The organism is Bacillus sp. UNC438CL73TsuS30 (assembly GCF_000482325.1).
In the GTDB taxonomy this organism is placed as follows: domain Bacteria; phylum Bacillota; class Bacilli; order Bacillales; family Cytobacillaceae; genus Neobacillus.
Map to the genome: position 1 here is coordinate 1 of NZ_AXVA01000023.1, position 16,791 is coordinate 16,791.

General features: G+C 40.3%; 15 protein-coding genes and 1 riboswitch. Of the genes, 3 read left to right on the forward strand and 12 right to left on the reverse strand.

All coding sequences use genetic code 11. The features are described 5' to 3' along the window. Positions 1 to 123 precede the first annotated feature (123 nt). The 5 genes from M028_RS32035 to M028_RS0109835 form a co-directional block, all read right to left on the reverse strand. The gene (locus tag M028_RS32035) at positions 124 to 3,666 is read right to left on the reverse strand and encodes an immune inhibitor A domain-containing protein (protein ID WP_081810706.1); all 3,543 of its coding nucleotides are present in this window, start codon (positions 3,664 to 3,666) and stop codon (positions 124 to 126) included. A gap of 346 nt (positions 3,667 to 4,012) precedes the next feature. Further along, a complete protein-coding gene (locus M028_RS0109820; RefSeq protein WP_026573766.1) occupies positions 4,013 to 4,813 on the reverse strand; it encodes an ABC transporter permease subunit in 801 nt (266 codons plus the stop codon). 12 nt (positions 4,814 to 4,825) lie between these two features. After that, positions 4,826 to 5,623: an ABC transporter permease subunit gene (locus tag M028_RS0109825; RefSeq protein ID WP_026573767.1), complete on the reverse strand. Its 798-nt coding sequence runs from the start codon at positions 5,621 to 5,623 to the stop codon at positions 4,826 to 4,828. Between the two features lie 4 nt (positions 5,624 to 5,627). Continuing rightward, positions 5,628 to 6,506 (reverse strand): ABC transporter ATP-binding protein, encoded by an 879-nt coding sequence (locus tag M028_RS0109830; protein ID WP_026573768.1) that lies wholly within the window; start codon positions 6,504 to 6,506, stop codon positions 5,628 to 5,630. A 13-nt stretch (positions 6,507 to 6,519) separates the two neighbouring features. Then, positions 6,520 to 7,143, reverse strand: coding sequence for a TetR/AcrR family transcriptional regulator (locus M028_RS0109835; protein WP_026573769.1), 624 nt, complete (start codon positions 7,141 to 7,143; stop codon positions 6,520 to 6,522). Between the two features lie 196 nt (positions 7,144 to 7,339). On the opposite strand from M028_RS0109835, the gene M028_RS0109840 reads away from it, so the two are divergent. Together M028_RS0109840 and pepT are read left to right on the forward strand one after the other, a co-directional pair. Further along, positions 7,340 to 8,308 carry a nuclease-related domain-containing protein gene (locus tag M028_RS0109840; RefSeq protein ID WP_231510791.1) on the forward strand — a complete coding sequence of 323 codons (969 nt, stop codon included), beginning with the start codon at positions 7,340 to 7,342 and terminating at the stop codon, positions 8,306 to 8,308. 292 nt (positions 8,309 to 8,600) lie between these two features. After that, on the forward strand, positions 8,601 to 9,833 hold the full coding sequence (pepT, locus tag M028_RS0109845; protein ID WP_026573771.1) for a peptidase T: 1,233 nt from the start codon (positions 8,601 to 8,603) through the stop codon (positions 9,831 to 9,833). A gap of 32 nt (positions 9,834 to 9,865) precedes the next feature. Here the strand turns inward: pepT and M028_RS0109850 are convergent, their stop codons facing one another. From M028_RS0109850 to M028_RS0109870, 5 genes are all read right to left on the reverse strand, one after another. After that, a complete protein-coding gene (locus M028_RS0109850) occupies positions 9,866 to 10,774 on the reverse strand; it encodes a phosphotransferase family protein (protein WP_026573772.1) in 909 nt (302 codons plus the stop codon). A gap of 86 nt (positions 10,775 to 10,860) precedes the next feature. Next, the gene (locus tag M028_RS0109855) at positions 10,861 to 11,163 is read right to left on the reverse strand and encodes a hypothetical protein (RefSeq protein WP_026573773.1); all 303 of its coding nucleotides are present in this window, start codon (positions 11,161 to 11,163) and stop codon (positions 10,861 to 10,863) included. 174 nt (positions 11,164 to 11,337) lie between these two features. Beyond that, a complete protein-coding gene (locus M028_RS0109860; protein WP_026573774.1) occupies positions 11,338 to 12,060 on the reverse strand; it encodes an amino acid ABC transporter ATP-binding protein in 723 nt (240 codons plus the stop codon). Then, on the reverse strand, positions 12,057 to 12,695 hold the full coding sequence (locus M028_RS0109865) for an amino acid ABC transporter permease (protein ID WP_035424039.1): 639 nt from the start codon (positions 12,693 to 12,695) through the stop codon (positions 12,057 to 12,059). The genes M028_RS0109860 and M028_RS0109865 overlap by 4 nt, the downstream gene beginning before the upstream one ends. Before the next feature lie 70 nt (positions 12,696 to 12,765). Then, the gene (locus M028_RS0109870; RefSeq protein ID WP_331280314.1) at positions 12,766 to 13,557 is read right to left on the reverse strand and encodes an ABC transporter substrate-binding protein; all 792 of its coding nucleotides are present in this window, start codon (positions 13,555 to 13,557) and stop codon (positions 12,766 to 12,768) included. Positions 13,558 to 13,635: 78 nt separating this feature from the next. Continuing rightward, positions 13,636 to 13,817: riboswitch (Lysine riboswitch) on the reverse strand. A gap of 185 nt (positions 13,818 to 14,002) precedes the next feature. Here M028_RS0109870 and M028_RS0109875 point away from each other — a divergent pair. Next, a complete protein-coding gene (locus M028_RS0109875; protein WP_026573777.1) occupies positions 14,003 to 15,652 on the forward strand; it encodes a M20/M25/M40 family metallo-hydrolase in 1,650 nt (549 codons plus the stop codon). 50 nt (positions 15,653 to 15,702) lie between these two features. Here the strand turns inward: M028_RS0109875 and M028_RS0109880 are convergent, their stop codons facing one another. Together M028_RS0109880 and M028_RS0109885 are read right to left on the reverse strand one after the other, a co-directional pair. After that, the gene (locus tag M028_RS0109880) at positions 15,703 to 16,002 is read right to left on the reverse strand and encodes a hypothetical protein (RefSeq protein WP_026573778.1); all 300 of its coding nucleotides are present in this window, start codon (positions 16,000 to 16,002) and stop codon (positions 15,703 to 15,705) included. 37 nt (positions 16,003 to 16,039) lie between these two features. Beyond that, entirely contained in the window at positions 16,040 to 16,765 is a 726-nt protein-coding gene (locus tag M028_RS0109885; protein ID WP_026573779.1) for an aspartate/glutamate racemase family protein, read from the reverse strand. Positions 16,766 to 16,791: the final 26 nt, after the last annotated feature.

Below are 16,791 nucleotides of genomic sequence, written 5' to 3' on the forward strand. Positions count from 1 at the left end.
AACCTAAAAAAGATGACCCCTGTTCAATACAGAGATCATCTTCTTCAAGTTGCCTGACCTTTTTTTAAAATGTCCTTTACAAAGGGTACACATTAATGGTTCCTGCCTTTTTACTTTATAATTTTATTTCTTTTTTACAGTGGTCTTTGCGGCGGAGCTCTTATTTCCTGCTGTATCCGTTGCCGTTACATAGACAGCCGTTCCCACTTTTAAGGCCTTTTTCAGGTTAATCGAGTACTTCCCTTTACTGTTAACATAACCAGTCACAGTGGTCTTTCCTGCTTTAATCGTGATTTTCGCGCCTTTTTCTGCATGACCGGTAACGATTTTCTTTTTACTTACGATTTTATCAACTTGAGGTTTACCCGGTGCTGTGTTATCTAAGGCAAATGATTTGGAATTAAAGGTTAACGTGTTACCTGCTTTGTCTTTTGCATAAATATGCAAATAATATTTTCCAGTCACCTTTGAAAGGGTTAGCTTAGAACCATTTTTAAACGATTTATACCCCGATTTCGGTGCAGTTGCACTCTTCGTCCAGGCATATGCAAAGCTGCTTAGGTTCGAATCCTTAACCGTAACTTTAGGTGATACCGATTTTGCCGGTTTCGTGTTGCCGTTCGGTGAAACCGTTACAGTTGGCTTTGCACTATCCAGATTGAAGGAATTTGATTTCCACGTTGTAGAATTCCCCACTTTATCTTTTGCTTGGACATATAGGTACCATATGCCGTTTTTACCTGGCTGTTTTAGAACAGAGCCATTCGTAAATGATTTATAACCTGAAGATGGAGCCTTTGTACTCTGTGACCAAACATACCCCAATGTGCCAAGATTGGCATCTGTAGCCGTAACCTTTGTTGCTGCTTCTTTTATAGGCGTCGTGCTGCCGTTTGGCGATGCCGTTACTTTTGGTGCATCGTTGTCAACTTTAAAGGACACTTGTTTAGAAGCTGAACCTGCCGTTACCTTCACTGTATAGTTTCCAGTTGGGGTATTTGCAGGCAATGCCAGTGTTTCATTAAAGGATTGATCCATCGCTGTTAATGTATCAGTAAAGGAAGTGATTACTTTACCGGAGCTGTTAAGAACCTCATACCTCAAACTGCTTCCAACTAAGCCTTTTATTTTACCGGAAATGGTTACTTTGTTATATCCAGCTTTATTGGAATAAACTGATTTGCTCAATTGGTTTAATGCCACAGATTCTGAAATATTTGCTGACAGCTTCACGGTGCCAACAGACTTATCTGCTGCTTGGTCCGTAACTTGGATTTTTAATCCCAACTTCGGTACATTGCGCCCTGCGTAAATGAGGCCTGGATTGCTGTAATCCTTTGCATCATCAAAGAGATTGACAGCCGGCTGTGCATTTAACGCAACATAATATGGAGCCCCATATTGTGAAAGATCGATATAGGTAGCATCCGTATTACTTAAGGAAAAGGCTGCATCTTGAATTTGGAATAATGAATATGGGACTACTCCGAGATCTGCATTTGTAGAACTATCGTAAAAATCAGCTGTACTCTGATGGGCATCTACTACCCCCAGGAATCCATCCCCAGGATGATCACCTACCCAATTATCGGTATATTTGTTATCTACATACCAAAGCAGGGCACCTGGATCATACGTTATACCATATGCGTTCGTTAAATGTCTCAGCGCTTCATCTGCAGCCGCATAGTTGCGCCACTCTAATAAATAATAGTTATCTGTTAATGTAATACCCTTATTTTTCGTAAAACCATAAAGCTCAAACAGCGATTGTGCTCCATCTGCGTTATCGCTTAAGATCGTCTTGCCATTTGCGATTACCTGGATATCATCTGCATAAAGACCAGGCATCGCAACGTATGGGTCAGCAACATAAGCAAAAACTAAATAAAACTTTTGCCCTTTTAGTGCAGATAGATCAAACACAGCATCTTTCCAGCCCTTTGAATCGCCTGTAATCCCATTTCCAAAATTACCACCGTATGGATTGCTAGTGGTTGTGATGTTCCCACTTAGCGGAGTAAAATTTACCCCATCTAAGGATACTCCCACATAGGCATAGTCAAAGTCTTGTTCAATGTTATACCAGGTTTTAAATTTTAACTGTGCAGAAGTTTTTCCTGTTAAATCCACAGCGGTTATCATACCATTGAAAAGATTATTTCCACTTCCACTAAAGTACTCATACTTACCGCTTGCAGGTGTATTAACTTTTGTCGGCTTATCTGGTAATTGAATTTTGATTCCGTCCTGGTTTGTTCCCTTGACACTTGCCTCATCTAAAAGAACGTTCTTTTCACTTTTAAGGTCGGTTAATTTATACTCGGTATTTTTAAACCAGTTCGACCCAGGCATGACTCCTTGCAAATATTCCTTATCATAGGGGCTAAAGCCTGTCGGTTCTGTCCCCGGAATGGTTCCGGCCCAATTTCCGGAGGACATAATCGTCCAATATTCGGTTGGAGCACCAACATCATTCTTGGTATACGCCGTATCATATTCATCAGGCAAGCCCAAATCATGACCGAACTCGTGAGCAAAGACACCAGAGGCTCCGTCTTCCGGTTCAATGGTATATGTGTATCCATAATAATTTGAATTTGGAATCTTAACCGGTTGGCCTAAATCCCAGCTGTGGGACCAAATCGCATCATTACCAAGTGCCCCTCCGCCGGCTTCTTCACCAATACCAGAATGGATTACCATTAAATGATCAATAATCCCATCCGGCTCCCGATAGTTTCCATCACCATCCAGATCGTATTGATCCTCCTTATCATAATCAGCTAAATTAATAGCTGGATCTTGAGCAGCTGCTGTTAAGGCTTCGGACACCAAAGCTTGCGGGTTTTTATCGTTGTCATATTGTGCTGGATCATTTCCGCCATAATAGGCTGCCGGATTCTTTGCGGTATACCATTTAGAAACCTGGCCATCAATCGTATAACTTCCGCCTGATTGCTGCTCGTAATATTGTTTTACAGAGAGTAAGTTTTGACCATCAGGGCCGCTATATCCATTATCACCAAAAATCATATCTTGATAGTGTTGCTGAGTATAATCCTTATAGTATAAAAGGGAACCATCTTCTGGTTTAATGCTGTTATGCGGGTAGTCTGGATAGTCAATTAAGAGCACCAATACCTTATCTTTTCTTTCCGTCCCCGTCCATTTTTCTTCCTGAATTGGTCCTACTTTTTTGCCGGAAGACACTTTTGGATTTACCTTTTTATCGGCTATCAGCGCTCCTGCAGGTTTAAGTTTTAACTTTTTCTTTTCCTGTAGCTTTGCCCGGACTCTTTTAATTTCTTGCTGATTGGTTCCTTTAATCTCTGCCTTTTCAGCCCTATTAGAAATATAATCATACATTTGTTTGTGCTGTTCCTCTAAGGAAGCTTTCTTGTCTACAATTCCCTGCTTAATTAATAGCTTAAGTACTTTGTCTTCATTTATGATCCCTTCGTCAAATGGGCCTCCTGTATGTTGGTCAAGAAAAGGTAATTTGCCTGAATTACCGCTTGGCTGGCTAAATTCCATATTATGAAGATTCTGCAGCTGAACGTTTTTCCCCTTTACTTCCTTTGCAAATGTTGCCGGTGCAAAAGAACTAAAAACTAGCCCGGCAGAAAGCAATGAAGAACCGAGCACCTTTTTCCATTTCACCATCCGCTTTTCCCCCCATTTTTAAAATGAATAAAAATGCCCCTCCTATTCTTATTCTTTTAAAATCTACAAATATAGGTCTTTAGCAGTAGATTTTAAATTTTCAAATAGTATTCTATCATCATAGCTCTGCGAATTTACGAATAATTTGTAAATTTTGGATATTATTTTTAGCTATAATACTTCCTTTTCCGCTATTTCTCCCACTAAAATGCTAAAAAAACACCCGGATGAAATTCTTCCGAGTGTTAAAGATATGATGATCTAGTAGTTTTTTTAGATACAGTTGTTGAATAAGCACTTTATACATTCTTAATTTAATGACTCATAAAATAAAGGGATTTGGTCTTTAAACATTCAAATCCCTTTTTTGATAGAAAACATAGGTAATTGCTGCTAAAACGGCTACTGCTGCGATAGACACACTCAAATATACAGGGTCAAGTGCTGCATCCGACATCACCTTTTTCGCCTCATAATATTTAAAGGGGGTCAAGTACTTTAATCCATCCAGCTTATGGTTTAGATCGATAAAAATCGATAATAGATACAAGATTAAAAGAATAGCTGTTCCGATGGATGCCGCCCGTTTTGGTTTTTTGAGAACAGCTGACATTGTTGAACCTAATAACACGAAAATAAGCTGCAGCATAAACATACCTGCCATTAAGGTATAGATAACATCCAGCGGATCACCTGCTTTATTAAATTTGGATACCATTGCCACTGAAAGAACTAACGTGACAAGATTGAAAATAACTACATTCACAAGGGCAGCCAATAGCTTAACCGTGATAATCCTACTACGCGAGATAGGTTTTGCCATTAAAAATTCTGTTGTTTTGTCCCGCTCTTCTTTTGCAATGATATTGGCGCCAATCATTAATGCATGAATTGCAGCCATTAAAAGAAGGTACGCAAATAGCATCCCGTAAAACCCGATTGGGGTTGAAAAATCTAACTCTCCGACGCCCATCATCGCCTGTAAGGATTTCGGCATACTCGCCATCAGTTCGTTAATCGATTGACCTGATGAGGAAGAATAACCCTCATATTTTCCCATTCCGGCTACAACCATAAACAGGATACCAAAACACCAAATGATCAATGACTTCCGATTTGCCTTCATTTCTCGTAAAAACAAATTCATGACCACACCCCCTTATACAGCATGCATGTCTTTTTTAGAATAAATCGCATAACTTGCGGTAATCGCTGCAAATATAAAAACCATTTCAATGATGACAAAAGAAATTTGATAGCTTGAATGTTTCATAATATAAGTTGTTTCATAATACTTAAATGGAGTAAGGTAGCGAATCGCCTTTTCACCAATCACCGAACCTAACATATTTAAGATGTAAAAGCCAAATACGGTACCAAGTGAAATCGGCAAAACGGATTTAATTTTTGGGACTGATACTGAAATAAGCATTCCCAGTGCCACAAACATCAATTCTATTAAAAAAGCGGTTAGTGAAATCAGCAAAAAGGCTGTTAAATCAAATGAATTCTTACTAACGGCTGATGCCGTATTGACTGCGATGATAATGTAAATAACATTCGTAATGATCAAGGAGGCTACTACTGCCAATAGTTTAGCTGTGACAATTTGCTTCCTTGTAACAGGCTTTGTGAGCAGGAAATCAGCTGTTTTTTCCCGAACCTCTTTTGATAATATCGAGGTTCCTAGATTCATTGCCTGAATGGAACCACACAAAAGCACATAGTTAAAACCGTAGGAATAAAACCCTAATAAAGATGTAATGCTATCAAGCGAAACACCCAGTGCCCTCCGCACCGCCTCGGGATAGTTTTCCAGCAGCTTTTTAAACTGATCCGCATCCTGTGTTAATCCAGGGAACATCGAGAGGAAGAAAACAATCAACGCTGCTAAAGAAAGTGTCCAGATTACCGTCGATTTCCGATATGCCTTTAGTTCATGGAGAAAGATATTCATCGTTTTAATTCTCCTTTTCATAATAGTGCATAAAGATTTCCTCAAGATCTGGTTCGTCAATCCAAATGTTCTCAAGCTCAAACTCCGAAAGCTTTTTCAAAATTAAGTTGATATTGCCGCTGTATAGGAAGCTAGTGATATTGTCTTTCACCTCAAAATTCGTGATCCCATCGATTGTTAGATTCGTAAGTGGGGCCTTGGTTTCTAATTTGAACTTCTTATGATTGTTTTCACGTAAGGTGCTGATTTTTTCCACCTTTACAAGCCGGCCCTCTTTAATAATCGCAACGCGATCGCACATTTTTTGCACTTCACTCAAGATATGGGAGGAAAACAAAATCGTCTTGCCCTTTTTATTTTCTTCTTTTAATAAATCAAAGAATTTTTGCTGCATTAACGGGTCAAGCCCGCTTGTCGGCTCGTCGAGGATGATAAGCTTTGGATCATGAAGAAGCCCTTGGACAATCCCGACTTTCTTTTTGTTCCCAAATGAGAGATCATCGATTTTTTTATTAAGGTCAAGATCCATGATTTCGGCTAATTCTTTCATCCGTTTACTGCAATCCTTTTTATAAAAACTTGCCGAGTACTTAAGGAGGTCTTTGACTTTCATGTTGTCATAATAAAAAACTTCTGAGGGCAAATAACCGATTTCTTTTTTGATTTCCGGTGCATACTTCACGCTGTCCTTGCCAAAAATCATGGCATTGCCGCTTGTTGGGTAGATGAGTGAAAGAAGTGTACGGATGGTTGTCGATTTTCCGGCGCCATTCGGCCCAATAAACCCGAAAACTTCTCCTTCCTCGACATGAAAACTGATATCTGTAATGCCTCGCGAATTGCCATAGGTCTTTGTTAGATGATTCAGTTCAATCACATTCATCGCATGAGCCCCCTTATTTATAAAAAGCTTTCATTAAGATTGCAAAATACTCTTCGATTTCTACTTGAATTCTTTCATAATCAATTTGGTGAGAGGGGGAAAGCTTTACCTTATTCATTTCCTCTTCACCCAGTTTTTCAAAGGTAGAGGTAATAATTTTTAAGACCTTTTGTATGTCCATATCCGATCGGAATTTTGAAAAATCAATGCCCTCATAGATTTTGCCAAAATTGATGTCATTTAGTTCCTTTACCTTTTTTTCAATCTCAATTTTAATTTCAGATGATTCATCTAGATAAGCCTCTTCAATAAATTTAAATAGGCTTGGATATTGGTTTAATAATTCTGTCTTGATTAAGATGGCTCCGCGAATTCTGTTGAAAAAGTCTGTTTCCTGTAAATTGATTTTTTTGTAAAATTCATCGGCAATAATTTTGCAGCAGTGATCAAATAAAAATAAAAACATTTGCTTCTTATTGCCAAAATAATGAAATAACAAGCCTTTTGATATCCCCGCGTCTTTTACGATTTCATTTGTTGAGGCGTTATCATATCCCTTCTGGGCGAATTCCTTTATGGCTGCATTGATTATTCGGTCTTGTTTTTCTTGATCTAGGTTGAGAAATTTAGAAAACATAGTGGCTGCCCTCTTTCTTTTATTGCGCTAAACCTTGTGTTGTTGACCACATCAGTCAATGTCATTGTAACCCCGTTGACCAATCAGGTCAATAGTGGTCAACGGATATATTTTACAATTTTTAGAACATTACTTTGTAGGCTTAGTATGGGTGTGTGGGTTGTGCTAAGATACTTACGAGGCTGAATATATAGAGGTGAAAGATATTTTTATATTAAAAGAAAGAGACCCGTCACTTACTCTTGCAGGTGTCATCTCTGCTCAAAATCGGTTAGCTGCGAACCATCCGATTCTGCCCGTTTTATCTAGTAAGCAGATATCAGTGGAGGCAGGAATTGGCGGAGAAGAAAAGGTAGCTGAAATTTTTAGAAGACACTCGTTTCCATTTGACCACCACATTTTCCACGATTTGTCCCCCAGCTCCGATGAGAAATTCCAAATGGATACCTATTTTATGACTCCCTCTTATGGGTTAGTTTTTGAAACGAAGAATATTGGTGGAAGTTTGGAGTTTAAGGAAAATCCACCTCAACTGATTCGCACAAGGGAAAATGGACAAAAAGATGGGTTTGAAAGCCCTTTCGTTCAATTGGATCGCAATCGTGAATTATTGAGTGCCTGGCTTAGATCCCGAAACATTTATATTCCTATTTATGGTGCTGTTGTTCTTGCTTACCCAAAACAAATTGTGGAAGTCCCGCCTTCGAAGGCAAAAGTCTTATTCCCCAGTTCGATTCCCGCTTTTATTAACAGCATCCCGCAGCAAGCAAAAAAGTTAGATCATCAGTGTTTTGAGTGGCTTTCTGCAGAACTGCTTAATAGTCATCAACGCTATATTCCAAAGCCAATCTGCGAGGCTTATCAAATACCATTTGGGGATATCCGGCCTGGGGTGATCTGTAAGGTGTGCGATAGGATTGGGATGGTGAAACACCGCAGGACCTGGTGGTGTCCTTATTGTGAGGCGACTGATCATTTGGCCCATGTGAGGAACTTACAGGAGTGGTTCCTGCTTTTTAAACGAACGATTACGAATCGAGAGTGTAGGGAGTTCTTGCAGGTTGATGATATAGATACCGCAAAACGTATTTTATTAAGCATGAACATGACTTTTCAAGGAACATTTAGGAACCGAGCCTACATCATGGACTTAACTAAGATATAAGGGGTGGGCATCTGTCAGTGGGACGCCTTTCGCTAGTTATGATTGCTTATCCGCTAGTTTGTGTGACGCTTCCGCCAGTTTTGGCTGCGTATCTGCTAGTTTGTGCGCCTTTCGCTAGTTTTGGCTGCGTATCCGCCAGTTTTGGCTGCTTATCCGCTAGTTACAGATGATCTTCCGCCAGTAAAGCACCTCCTATTTAAGCAATCATTTTTAATCATTCTAAAAACGTGTACCCATCCAACGAAAGTGCTATTATAAACATGTACAAAACAAAAAGGGAGTGCAAACAAACATGAAAAATGAAATCATTGAAAGATTTACTTCCTATGTAAAAATTGATACCCAATCTGATGAAAGCAGCAGCACTTGTCCATCAACACCAGGGCAGTGGACCTTGCTCCACAAGCTTGAAGAAGAATTAAAGGCAATTGGCATGCAGGAAGTCAGCATCGATGAAAACGGCTATCTAATGGCAACGCTTCCATCCAACACAGAAAAAGACGTACCCACCATTGGATTCCTGGCCCACGTCGACACTACTACAGACTTCACCGGCAAAAACGTCAACCCGCAAATCCACGAAAACTATGACGGCGGCGACATCACCTTAAAAGAGGCCCTAAAAGTTGTCCTATCACCAAAAGACTTCCCAAGCCTCCCAGAATACAAAGGTCATACCTTAATCACCACCGACGGCACAACCCTGCTTGGCGCCGACAACAAAGCCGGAGTGGCGGAAATCATGACCGCAATGGCATACTTAATCAACCATCCGGAAATCAAACATGGTAAGGTCCGCGTTGCGTTCACTCCGGATGAAGAAATCGGCAGAGGGCCGCATAAATTTGACGTTGCCCGATTTAACGCTACATACGCCTACACCGTCGACGGCGGTCCGCTAGGAGAATTAGAATACGAAAGCTTTAACGCGGCTGCAGCCAAGATTACTATTAAAGGAAACAATATTCACCCCGGCTCAGCAAAAGGTAAAATGATCAACTCTGCCAAAATTGCGATGGAGTTCAACAACAAGCTCCCAGCAGACGAAGCACCTGAGTACACAGAAGGGTACGAAGGCTTCTATCATCTCATTTCAATCAATGGGGATGTTGAACAAACCAAGCTATACTACATCATCCGCGACCATGACCGAGAAAAATTCAACAATCGCAAAACAGTCATTACAAACCTAATCAATGAGTTTAAAGCAAAATATGGCGAGGACAATATCCTTCTTGAACTGAATGACCAATATTACAACATGGGCGAAAAAATTGAGCCGGTTAAACAAATCGTTGATATTGCCCAGGAAGTAATGGAATCCCTTGACATTAAGCCGCTGATTAAACCAATCCGTGGCGGAACGGACGGTTCGCAACTATCCTTTATGGGTCTGCCAACACCTAATATTTTTACCGGCGGCGAAAACTTCCACGGGAAATATGAATTTATTTCTGTCGATAACATGGAAAAAGCCGTAAATGTAATCGTTGGAATTGCACAAAACTTTGAGAAAAAAGCGTAAATAGAAAAAGCTAACCCCGCGGTTAGCTTTTTTCAATTCAACAATTCCCCGATACAATCCCTTAAAGTTGTAACCGTTTCCTCGAACTGTACCTCCAGCTGCTCTCTCGGCCATTTTTTCTGCCCAGAATCCAAGTCACTTCGAATCAACAACAACATCCAAATCGAGAACGCAGCGGAGAATAGATAGTATTCCCTTATAAAGGTCTCATCCGATATTCCCGCATGCTCACAATACGTTTTTAAGGCCAACTCCCGAAACAGATGAGGTACTTGCTTCGGAAAAATAGGGTGGGCGAGATCCAACAGATGATACAAATCCCAATAGGGTGCATTCAGATGGGTATGCTCCCAATCCAACACCACCACTTTCTCACCCGTCCTTGCAATATTGCCAATATGAAGATCGCCGTGTGATAACACGAGCCTCTTTGAAAAATTAACCCCATCAAGGAGCGGGAAAATCTCATCTATCCCCAAATCCTGTACCAAAATCCTTTTCTCTGTAAGTTCTAAAAGGATGTGCTCCATTTTCGGTTTAAGCCCTGTCACAGGAAGTCCCACCATTCCTTCAACAGAGAGGGAGTGCCATCCCGCCATCAGCCTAACCACTTCTAAAACCGTATCCTCCTGAAAATCATGATGAAGCGATCCAAGATCCTCAAAAATCATCCAATTCTCATCCAGTTCCTCAGCAACCGAGTAAGCTAGTAGTTTAGGATAGACCTTCGGAAAAGAGGGGAGGACATGCTCATACACCCAAACCTCTTTCCCTAACTGCCTGTTATTGGTTAATGGCTTAAAAATGTAACTTTCAGTCGGTGACAGATAAAATCGCTCAACAGATTTGCCATTCATCCCTTGATAAAGCGTTTCACTTTTATAGACTTTTTCCCTGTTTAATGTCCCATTCAAAAGGACTAGATTTTTAAGGTGCTCCATAGTTCCTCCAACTCACTTTTAGTACATTTTATTCAGCCAAAACCAATTCATTAAAAAAAGCCCAACAATTTGTTGGACTTTCCATTTTAAAAAAGAGCCACTGATTTTTTCAACGTCTCAAGCTCTTGTCGCAGTTTTCGGTTTTCTCTTTGAACAGCTTCAATTTCTGTTTCGTCCTTCGAAATGACAGGGAATAATAGATTGATTTCATACCAATTCTTGCCATCTACTGACTCCATTGGCTGACACTGCTTAACATTCGCTTTAGGATATCTCTTTTTTACGAGTGAAACTTCATCCTGTGAAAGCCTTAATTCACGAAAATTGACTCCATCTGCAAAAGATCTCGATAAAAACTCTTCAAACTTCTCCATTTCTTTAAAAATCATCCTTTTCCCACCCTCCATTTTGACTATTCAAATGGCTAATCACGACATCATTTTCGGCATCGTATTAACGTAGAAAAGGAAGGATCAGTACTTATTTAACCTCATAATATATTTATTACGTATTTTTTCAGATATGCAAATTAAAAAAATTGCCCCCCATAAGGGGCAATCTCATTATAGAATCTTGTTTAAAAATCTCTGGGTCCGCTCATGCTTTGGATTTGAAAAAATTTCATTTGGAGACCCTTCTTCAATGATATTCCCATCTGCCAACATAATAATCCGGCTTGCCACTTCGCGGGCAAAACCCATTTCATGGGTGACAATCACCATCGTCATGCCCTCCTCAGCTAATTCCTTCATGACTTGAAGGACTTCACCAACCAGCTCCGGGTCAAGTGCAGAGGTTGGTTCATCAAAAAGCATCACCTTTGGTTCCATCGCCAATGCCCTGGCAATTGCAACACGCTGCTTTTGCCCGCCTGACAGCTGATCAGGATAAAAATTAGCCTTATCGGATAAGCCAACTTTTTTCAAAAGATTCAATGCCTTAGAAGTTGCCTTGGCCTTCGTTTCTTTTTTCACATAGATTGGCGCCTCGATGATATTTTCAAGCACAGTTTTATGAGGAAACAGGTTAAAATGTTGAAAAACCATTCCGACCTTTTCCCTTATTTTATTGAGATTGGATTTCCCATGGTCAACCTTTTCCGAATCAATGATAATCTCGCCGTTATTCGCCGTCTCCAGGAAATTCATACAACGAAGCAGTGTACTTTTTCCAGAACCACTGGCACCAATCAGCACGACAACCTCTTTTTCTTGAACCTGCAAATTAATATTTTTTAAGACTTCTAATTCACCGAAGGATTTGGATAGCTGTTTAATTTCAATCACGCTACTGCCGCCTCCTTCGGTTTACTGACATCTAGCTTCCGCTCAACCCGGTTTGCTAACCATGTAAAGATTAGCACAATGATTAAATAATAAAAACCGACAACGAAATAAGTCTCAAACGGCATATAGTTTTCACCTTGTACCGTCAGTGCCGTATTGAATAGGTCTGTAACAGAAATATAGGCGACCAGTGATGAATCCTTTAAGCTGATAATAAACTGATTGGCCAGTGGAGGAATCGAACGCTTGAAGGCTTGCGGGAAAATAATTCTCCTCATTGCAAGCGGCAACGGCATCCCTAACGACCTCGCCGCTTCCATTTGACCACGGTCAATAGACTGCACCGCCCCCCTGAAAATTTCAGCAATATAGGCACCAGTATGAATACTCAATGCCAGCGCACCTGCGGTAAAGCTATCCAGCGTAACGATATTGGCAATTCCATAGTATAAAAACATGATTTGAACAATTAATGGTGTACCGCGGATTAGCCCAATATAGATGTCTGCCACGCGATTTAACAGTTTTATAGACGAAATTTTAAATCCGGCAAAAATCACTCCAATGATCATGGCAAACACTAAAGAAATAACCGTAATCGAGATGGTCATCCAGGTGGCCTTCAAGAAGGCCATACCATTTTCACTTAAAATTCCCGTCACATTGTGTAAAAACGTCAATGTTACAGCCTCCTTAAAAAGCTTTTTATTTTTCTAAAAGGTTTTCATTAAACCATTTCTTACTGATTTTTTCATAAGTTCCATCCTTTTGCATATCAGCAATGGCTTTATTGATTTTATCAGTAAGCGCTTTGTTTCCTTCCGTAACCGCTACACTAACGCGGTCCTCATTTAACAGGTTACCAACCGCTTTAATTTTTAGATGCTTTTCATTTTTTGCATTCAGACCAACAATTTTATCCGTGATCACTGCATCGATTCGGCCTAACGCTAAGTCTTGAAGGGCGTAAACATCACTTGGATAGCCTTTTACCTTATCGGATAATTTAACCGCCATGTCCTTCCATGTGCTGGACTGAATAACCCCAATGGTTTTGCCTTTTAAATCGTCTTTTGATTGAATAGCATTATTGCTGTCAGCAACAAAGACTTGCGCGCCTGATAAATAGTATGGGTTTGTAAAGTCAACCTGCTTGTCCCGCTCAGGTGTTGCGGTCATGCTTCCGATAATCGCGTCATACTTGTTTGCTTTTAATCCTTGAATGATTGTTTCCCATGGGTTCGTTACAGGGTTTGCCTTTAAACCGATTCTTTTTGCAATTTCGTTCCCAATTTCCACATCAAATCCAGACAATTTTCCATCTTTTTTAAAGTTTAATGGCGGATATAAACCGCTCATCGCAAAGGTTAACGAGCCATCCTTTACTAGTTTTAAGTTAGAACCTTTTGCTGAAGCCGTTTCGTTATTTTGCTTCGTTCCGCATGCTGATAAAACAAATACAAGCGCAACTGCTAGCAGAATCATTATTCTTTTCACAATATTCCCTCCCTTAAATTAAAAAGGCACCGCCATATTCTTATGACGGTGCCTGGCACACCCTCATCTTTAAGCTTTGAAAAAGATAGCTCTCCACAATTTACTAAATTGTGACAGTTCTGCCCCTGTTTGAGTGCAGTCCCAGCCTCCTGAAACTAGTGATTTCAGTGACTTCGGCGATTATTCCTTTTTCCTATTTTCATAGATTTCACTAAATCTCCAATAGGATACTCTTAAAAATCGCGACCTCTACCCCATCTCAAAACTTGAAAAGATGAGGATTTATTATTTTATTTTTCAAATAACAGTTTTTAGTATAGCGAAATAATATGATAAAATCAATAATAAATATTCAAAAAATATTATATTAATAAACTACTTGACGCCAAAAAGCTTTAGGTATACATTTTTGTAAAAACATTTTATTCAAAAAGGGGAATGTACCATGCTTGAAAGCCGGGAAGCGGTTCTTGCTTTAACCACTCAGCTCGTGAATGTTGAAAGTATCGTTAATACAGCTGGCGAGAAGGCAATTGCCAATTCATTATATAAAATTATCGCAGATCTCCCTTATTTCTCCAAAAACGCATCCTACTTAACATTAGAGAAGACCATTAATGATATTCATGAACGCTACAATGTGTTGGCCTTTGTGAAGGGAACAAAGGGTACAAGCAATCGAACGGTTATTTTAATGGGTCATATGGATACGGTAGGAATCGATGACTTTAATCAATTAAAGGATCGGGCGTGTTTTCCTGATCAGTTGATGGAAGCACTAAAGCAGGAAGATCTCCCTGTTTCTGCAAAAGAACATTTGGACTCAGGGGACTGGCTGTTTGGACGCGGCGTCCTTGATATGAAAAGCGGTGTCGCCAGCCATCTTTATCTTTTACAATACTATTCAGAGCATCCTGAGGAATTAGATGGAAATCTTGTCCTTTTAGCAGAATGTGATGAAGAAGACAGCTCTCACGGTGTTTTATCTGCCTTAAAAGTATTAAAAAGTTGGAAAGAGGAACATGGCTTTGATTATGTTGCGGCCATTAATTCTGATTTTGTTTCGCCCCGCTATGCCGGGGATCTAAACCGCTATATCTATAGAGGCACGGTTGGGAAGCTCCTGCCATCGTTTTTTATTACTGGTGCAGAAACCCATGTCGGATCCTGTTTTGAGGGTTTAGACCCGAACTTTATTGCGGCGGAATTAACCAAACAGATTAATTATAACCCTGAGCTTTGTAACGAGGCATTTGGGGAGACGACGGTACCGCCTGTTTCCTTAAAGCAAACCGACCTTAAACCATCCTATACCGTACAGACTGCCCTATCTGCCTATGTTTACTATAACTTTTTTATCCATTCATGGTCTCCAAAGGATGTACTGGAAAAGTTAAAGGAGCAGGCACTAATTGCCTTTGAAAGGGCGCTTGCATCCTTTGATGAGCGCTATAAACGTTACAGTGCGGCGAGTGGTGAGCCTTATGTAGAACTGCCATGGGCACCTCGAGTGTTTACATATGAGGAAATGGAACAAATGCTTGTGGTGGAACATGGGGATGCGTTCGTTGGTCATATGAATGAATTTAAAGAGATATTATTGCAAAATCAAGAGCTTGATACGCGGATGTTTGCGGCAAGAGTAGTGGAGGAAGCCTGGAAATGGATGAAGGATAAAAATCCCGCGATCATTCTGTTTTACTCTTCACTGTATTCACCAAGAATTGAATTAACAGGGAAAACAAGTTGTGAACAGGCTTTAATTGATGCCCTGGATGAGGCAGTAGAGGCTGTACAGCCAAGCTACCAGCACCCAATTGTGACAAGGAACTTCTTTCCGTATATTTCAGATATGAGCTTTGTTGCTTTAAGTGATGATCAAGAGGGAATTAATGCCGTTTCGAAAAATAATCCCGGCTGGGGAACCAAGCACTATGTAGAATATCAGGATATCCGCGAGTTAAACGTTCCGGTTATCAATATTGGCCCTTATGGGGTGGATGCCCATAAAAAACTGGAACGAATGGAAATGACCTACTCTCTAGAAGTCGTACCGAATTTAACCAACCTAGTTATTCGCAGGCTCCTGGCATAAATAAGAAAACACCTAGCCCATCATCCTGCGGCTAGGTGTTTTTATAGCGATTATCCCAGTGTAACCAATGCTTTTTTCAACGCTTCCACTTCTTGCTTTAACCGTTCATTTTCTTTTTGAATGTCTTCAAACTTCGATTCAGCATCGTAAGCGGGCAATAGGTTGACTTCATACCATGCTTTATGATCCTCGGACTCCAAAGCAGTGCTCTTCAAAACACTGGCGTTTGGATACCTTCTTAGTAAGTAACCCACTTCCTCGTCCGATAATCGCAGCTCGCGAAAACTTACCCCGTCCGAGAACGACTCTGCTAAAAACGTTTCTAATTTTTCCAATTCAGTTGGTGCCATGAAAATCCCACCTTCCGCTCCGTATCATGCAAATCTATTAAGAATACACGGCTGAACTATTTTGTTTTTTCGAGGTGCCGCCTGAAAGGGCAATCGACTGTTCAACGAGAACCTCCAATGCATCCACACAGTACTGCGCTGCCTCATCACCAATCCTTACACAAGAAAGCTCCGTACAGGCAAGAACCACACAGTTACAACCTTCGTCAAAAATAAGCTGATGGATCATCTCTTCGAGTTCCAGCGGGTCAATCATTTTGTCCGCCTTTATGCTGTAAATAATATCCATCGTCTGTTTTTGGACTGCTTCACTCGGAACATACATCTGCATCTTGTATTTGCTGGATTCTTTTTCGTAAATACCGCTGCTGATGGTTCCCTTTGTTGCTAACAGTCCAACCTTGGCGTTTTCGCCGTATTTTTGATAAATCACTTTTAATGTTTCATCCACCATATGAATAATCGGAATCTCTGTCATGGCCTGCATTTGATCGTAAAAATAATGCGAAGTATTACAAGGAATCGCGATATGAGAAACACCGGCAAACTCCAATAGTTTGAAGTCCTTTTTCACTGCATCTAAAAATAAATCATCCTGTCCATTTAAAATGGCTTCGGTACGATCCGGTAAGGTGGCGTGATTCAGGATCATGATATCGATATGGTCTTGATCCCGATCAGCGACTGTATTTTCAACCACCTTATCGAAAAATACAGAGGTAGCCTTGGGACCCATTCCACCGATTACACCTAAACTTTTCATTCAACCACCTTCCATTTCTTGAAAAT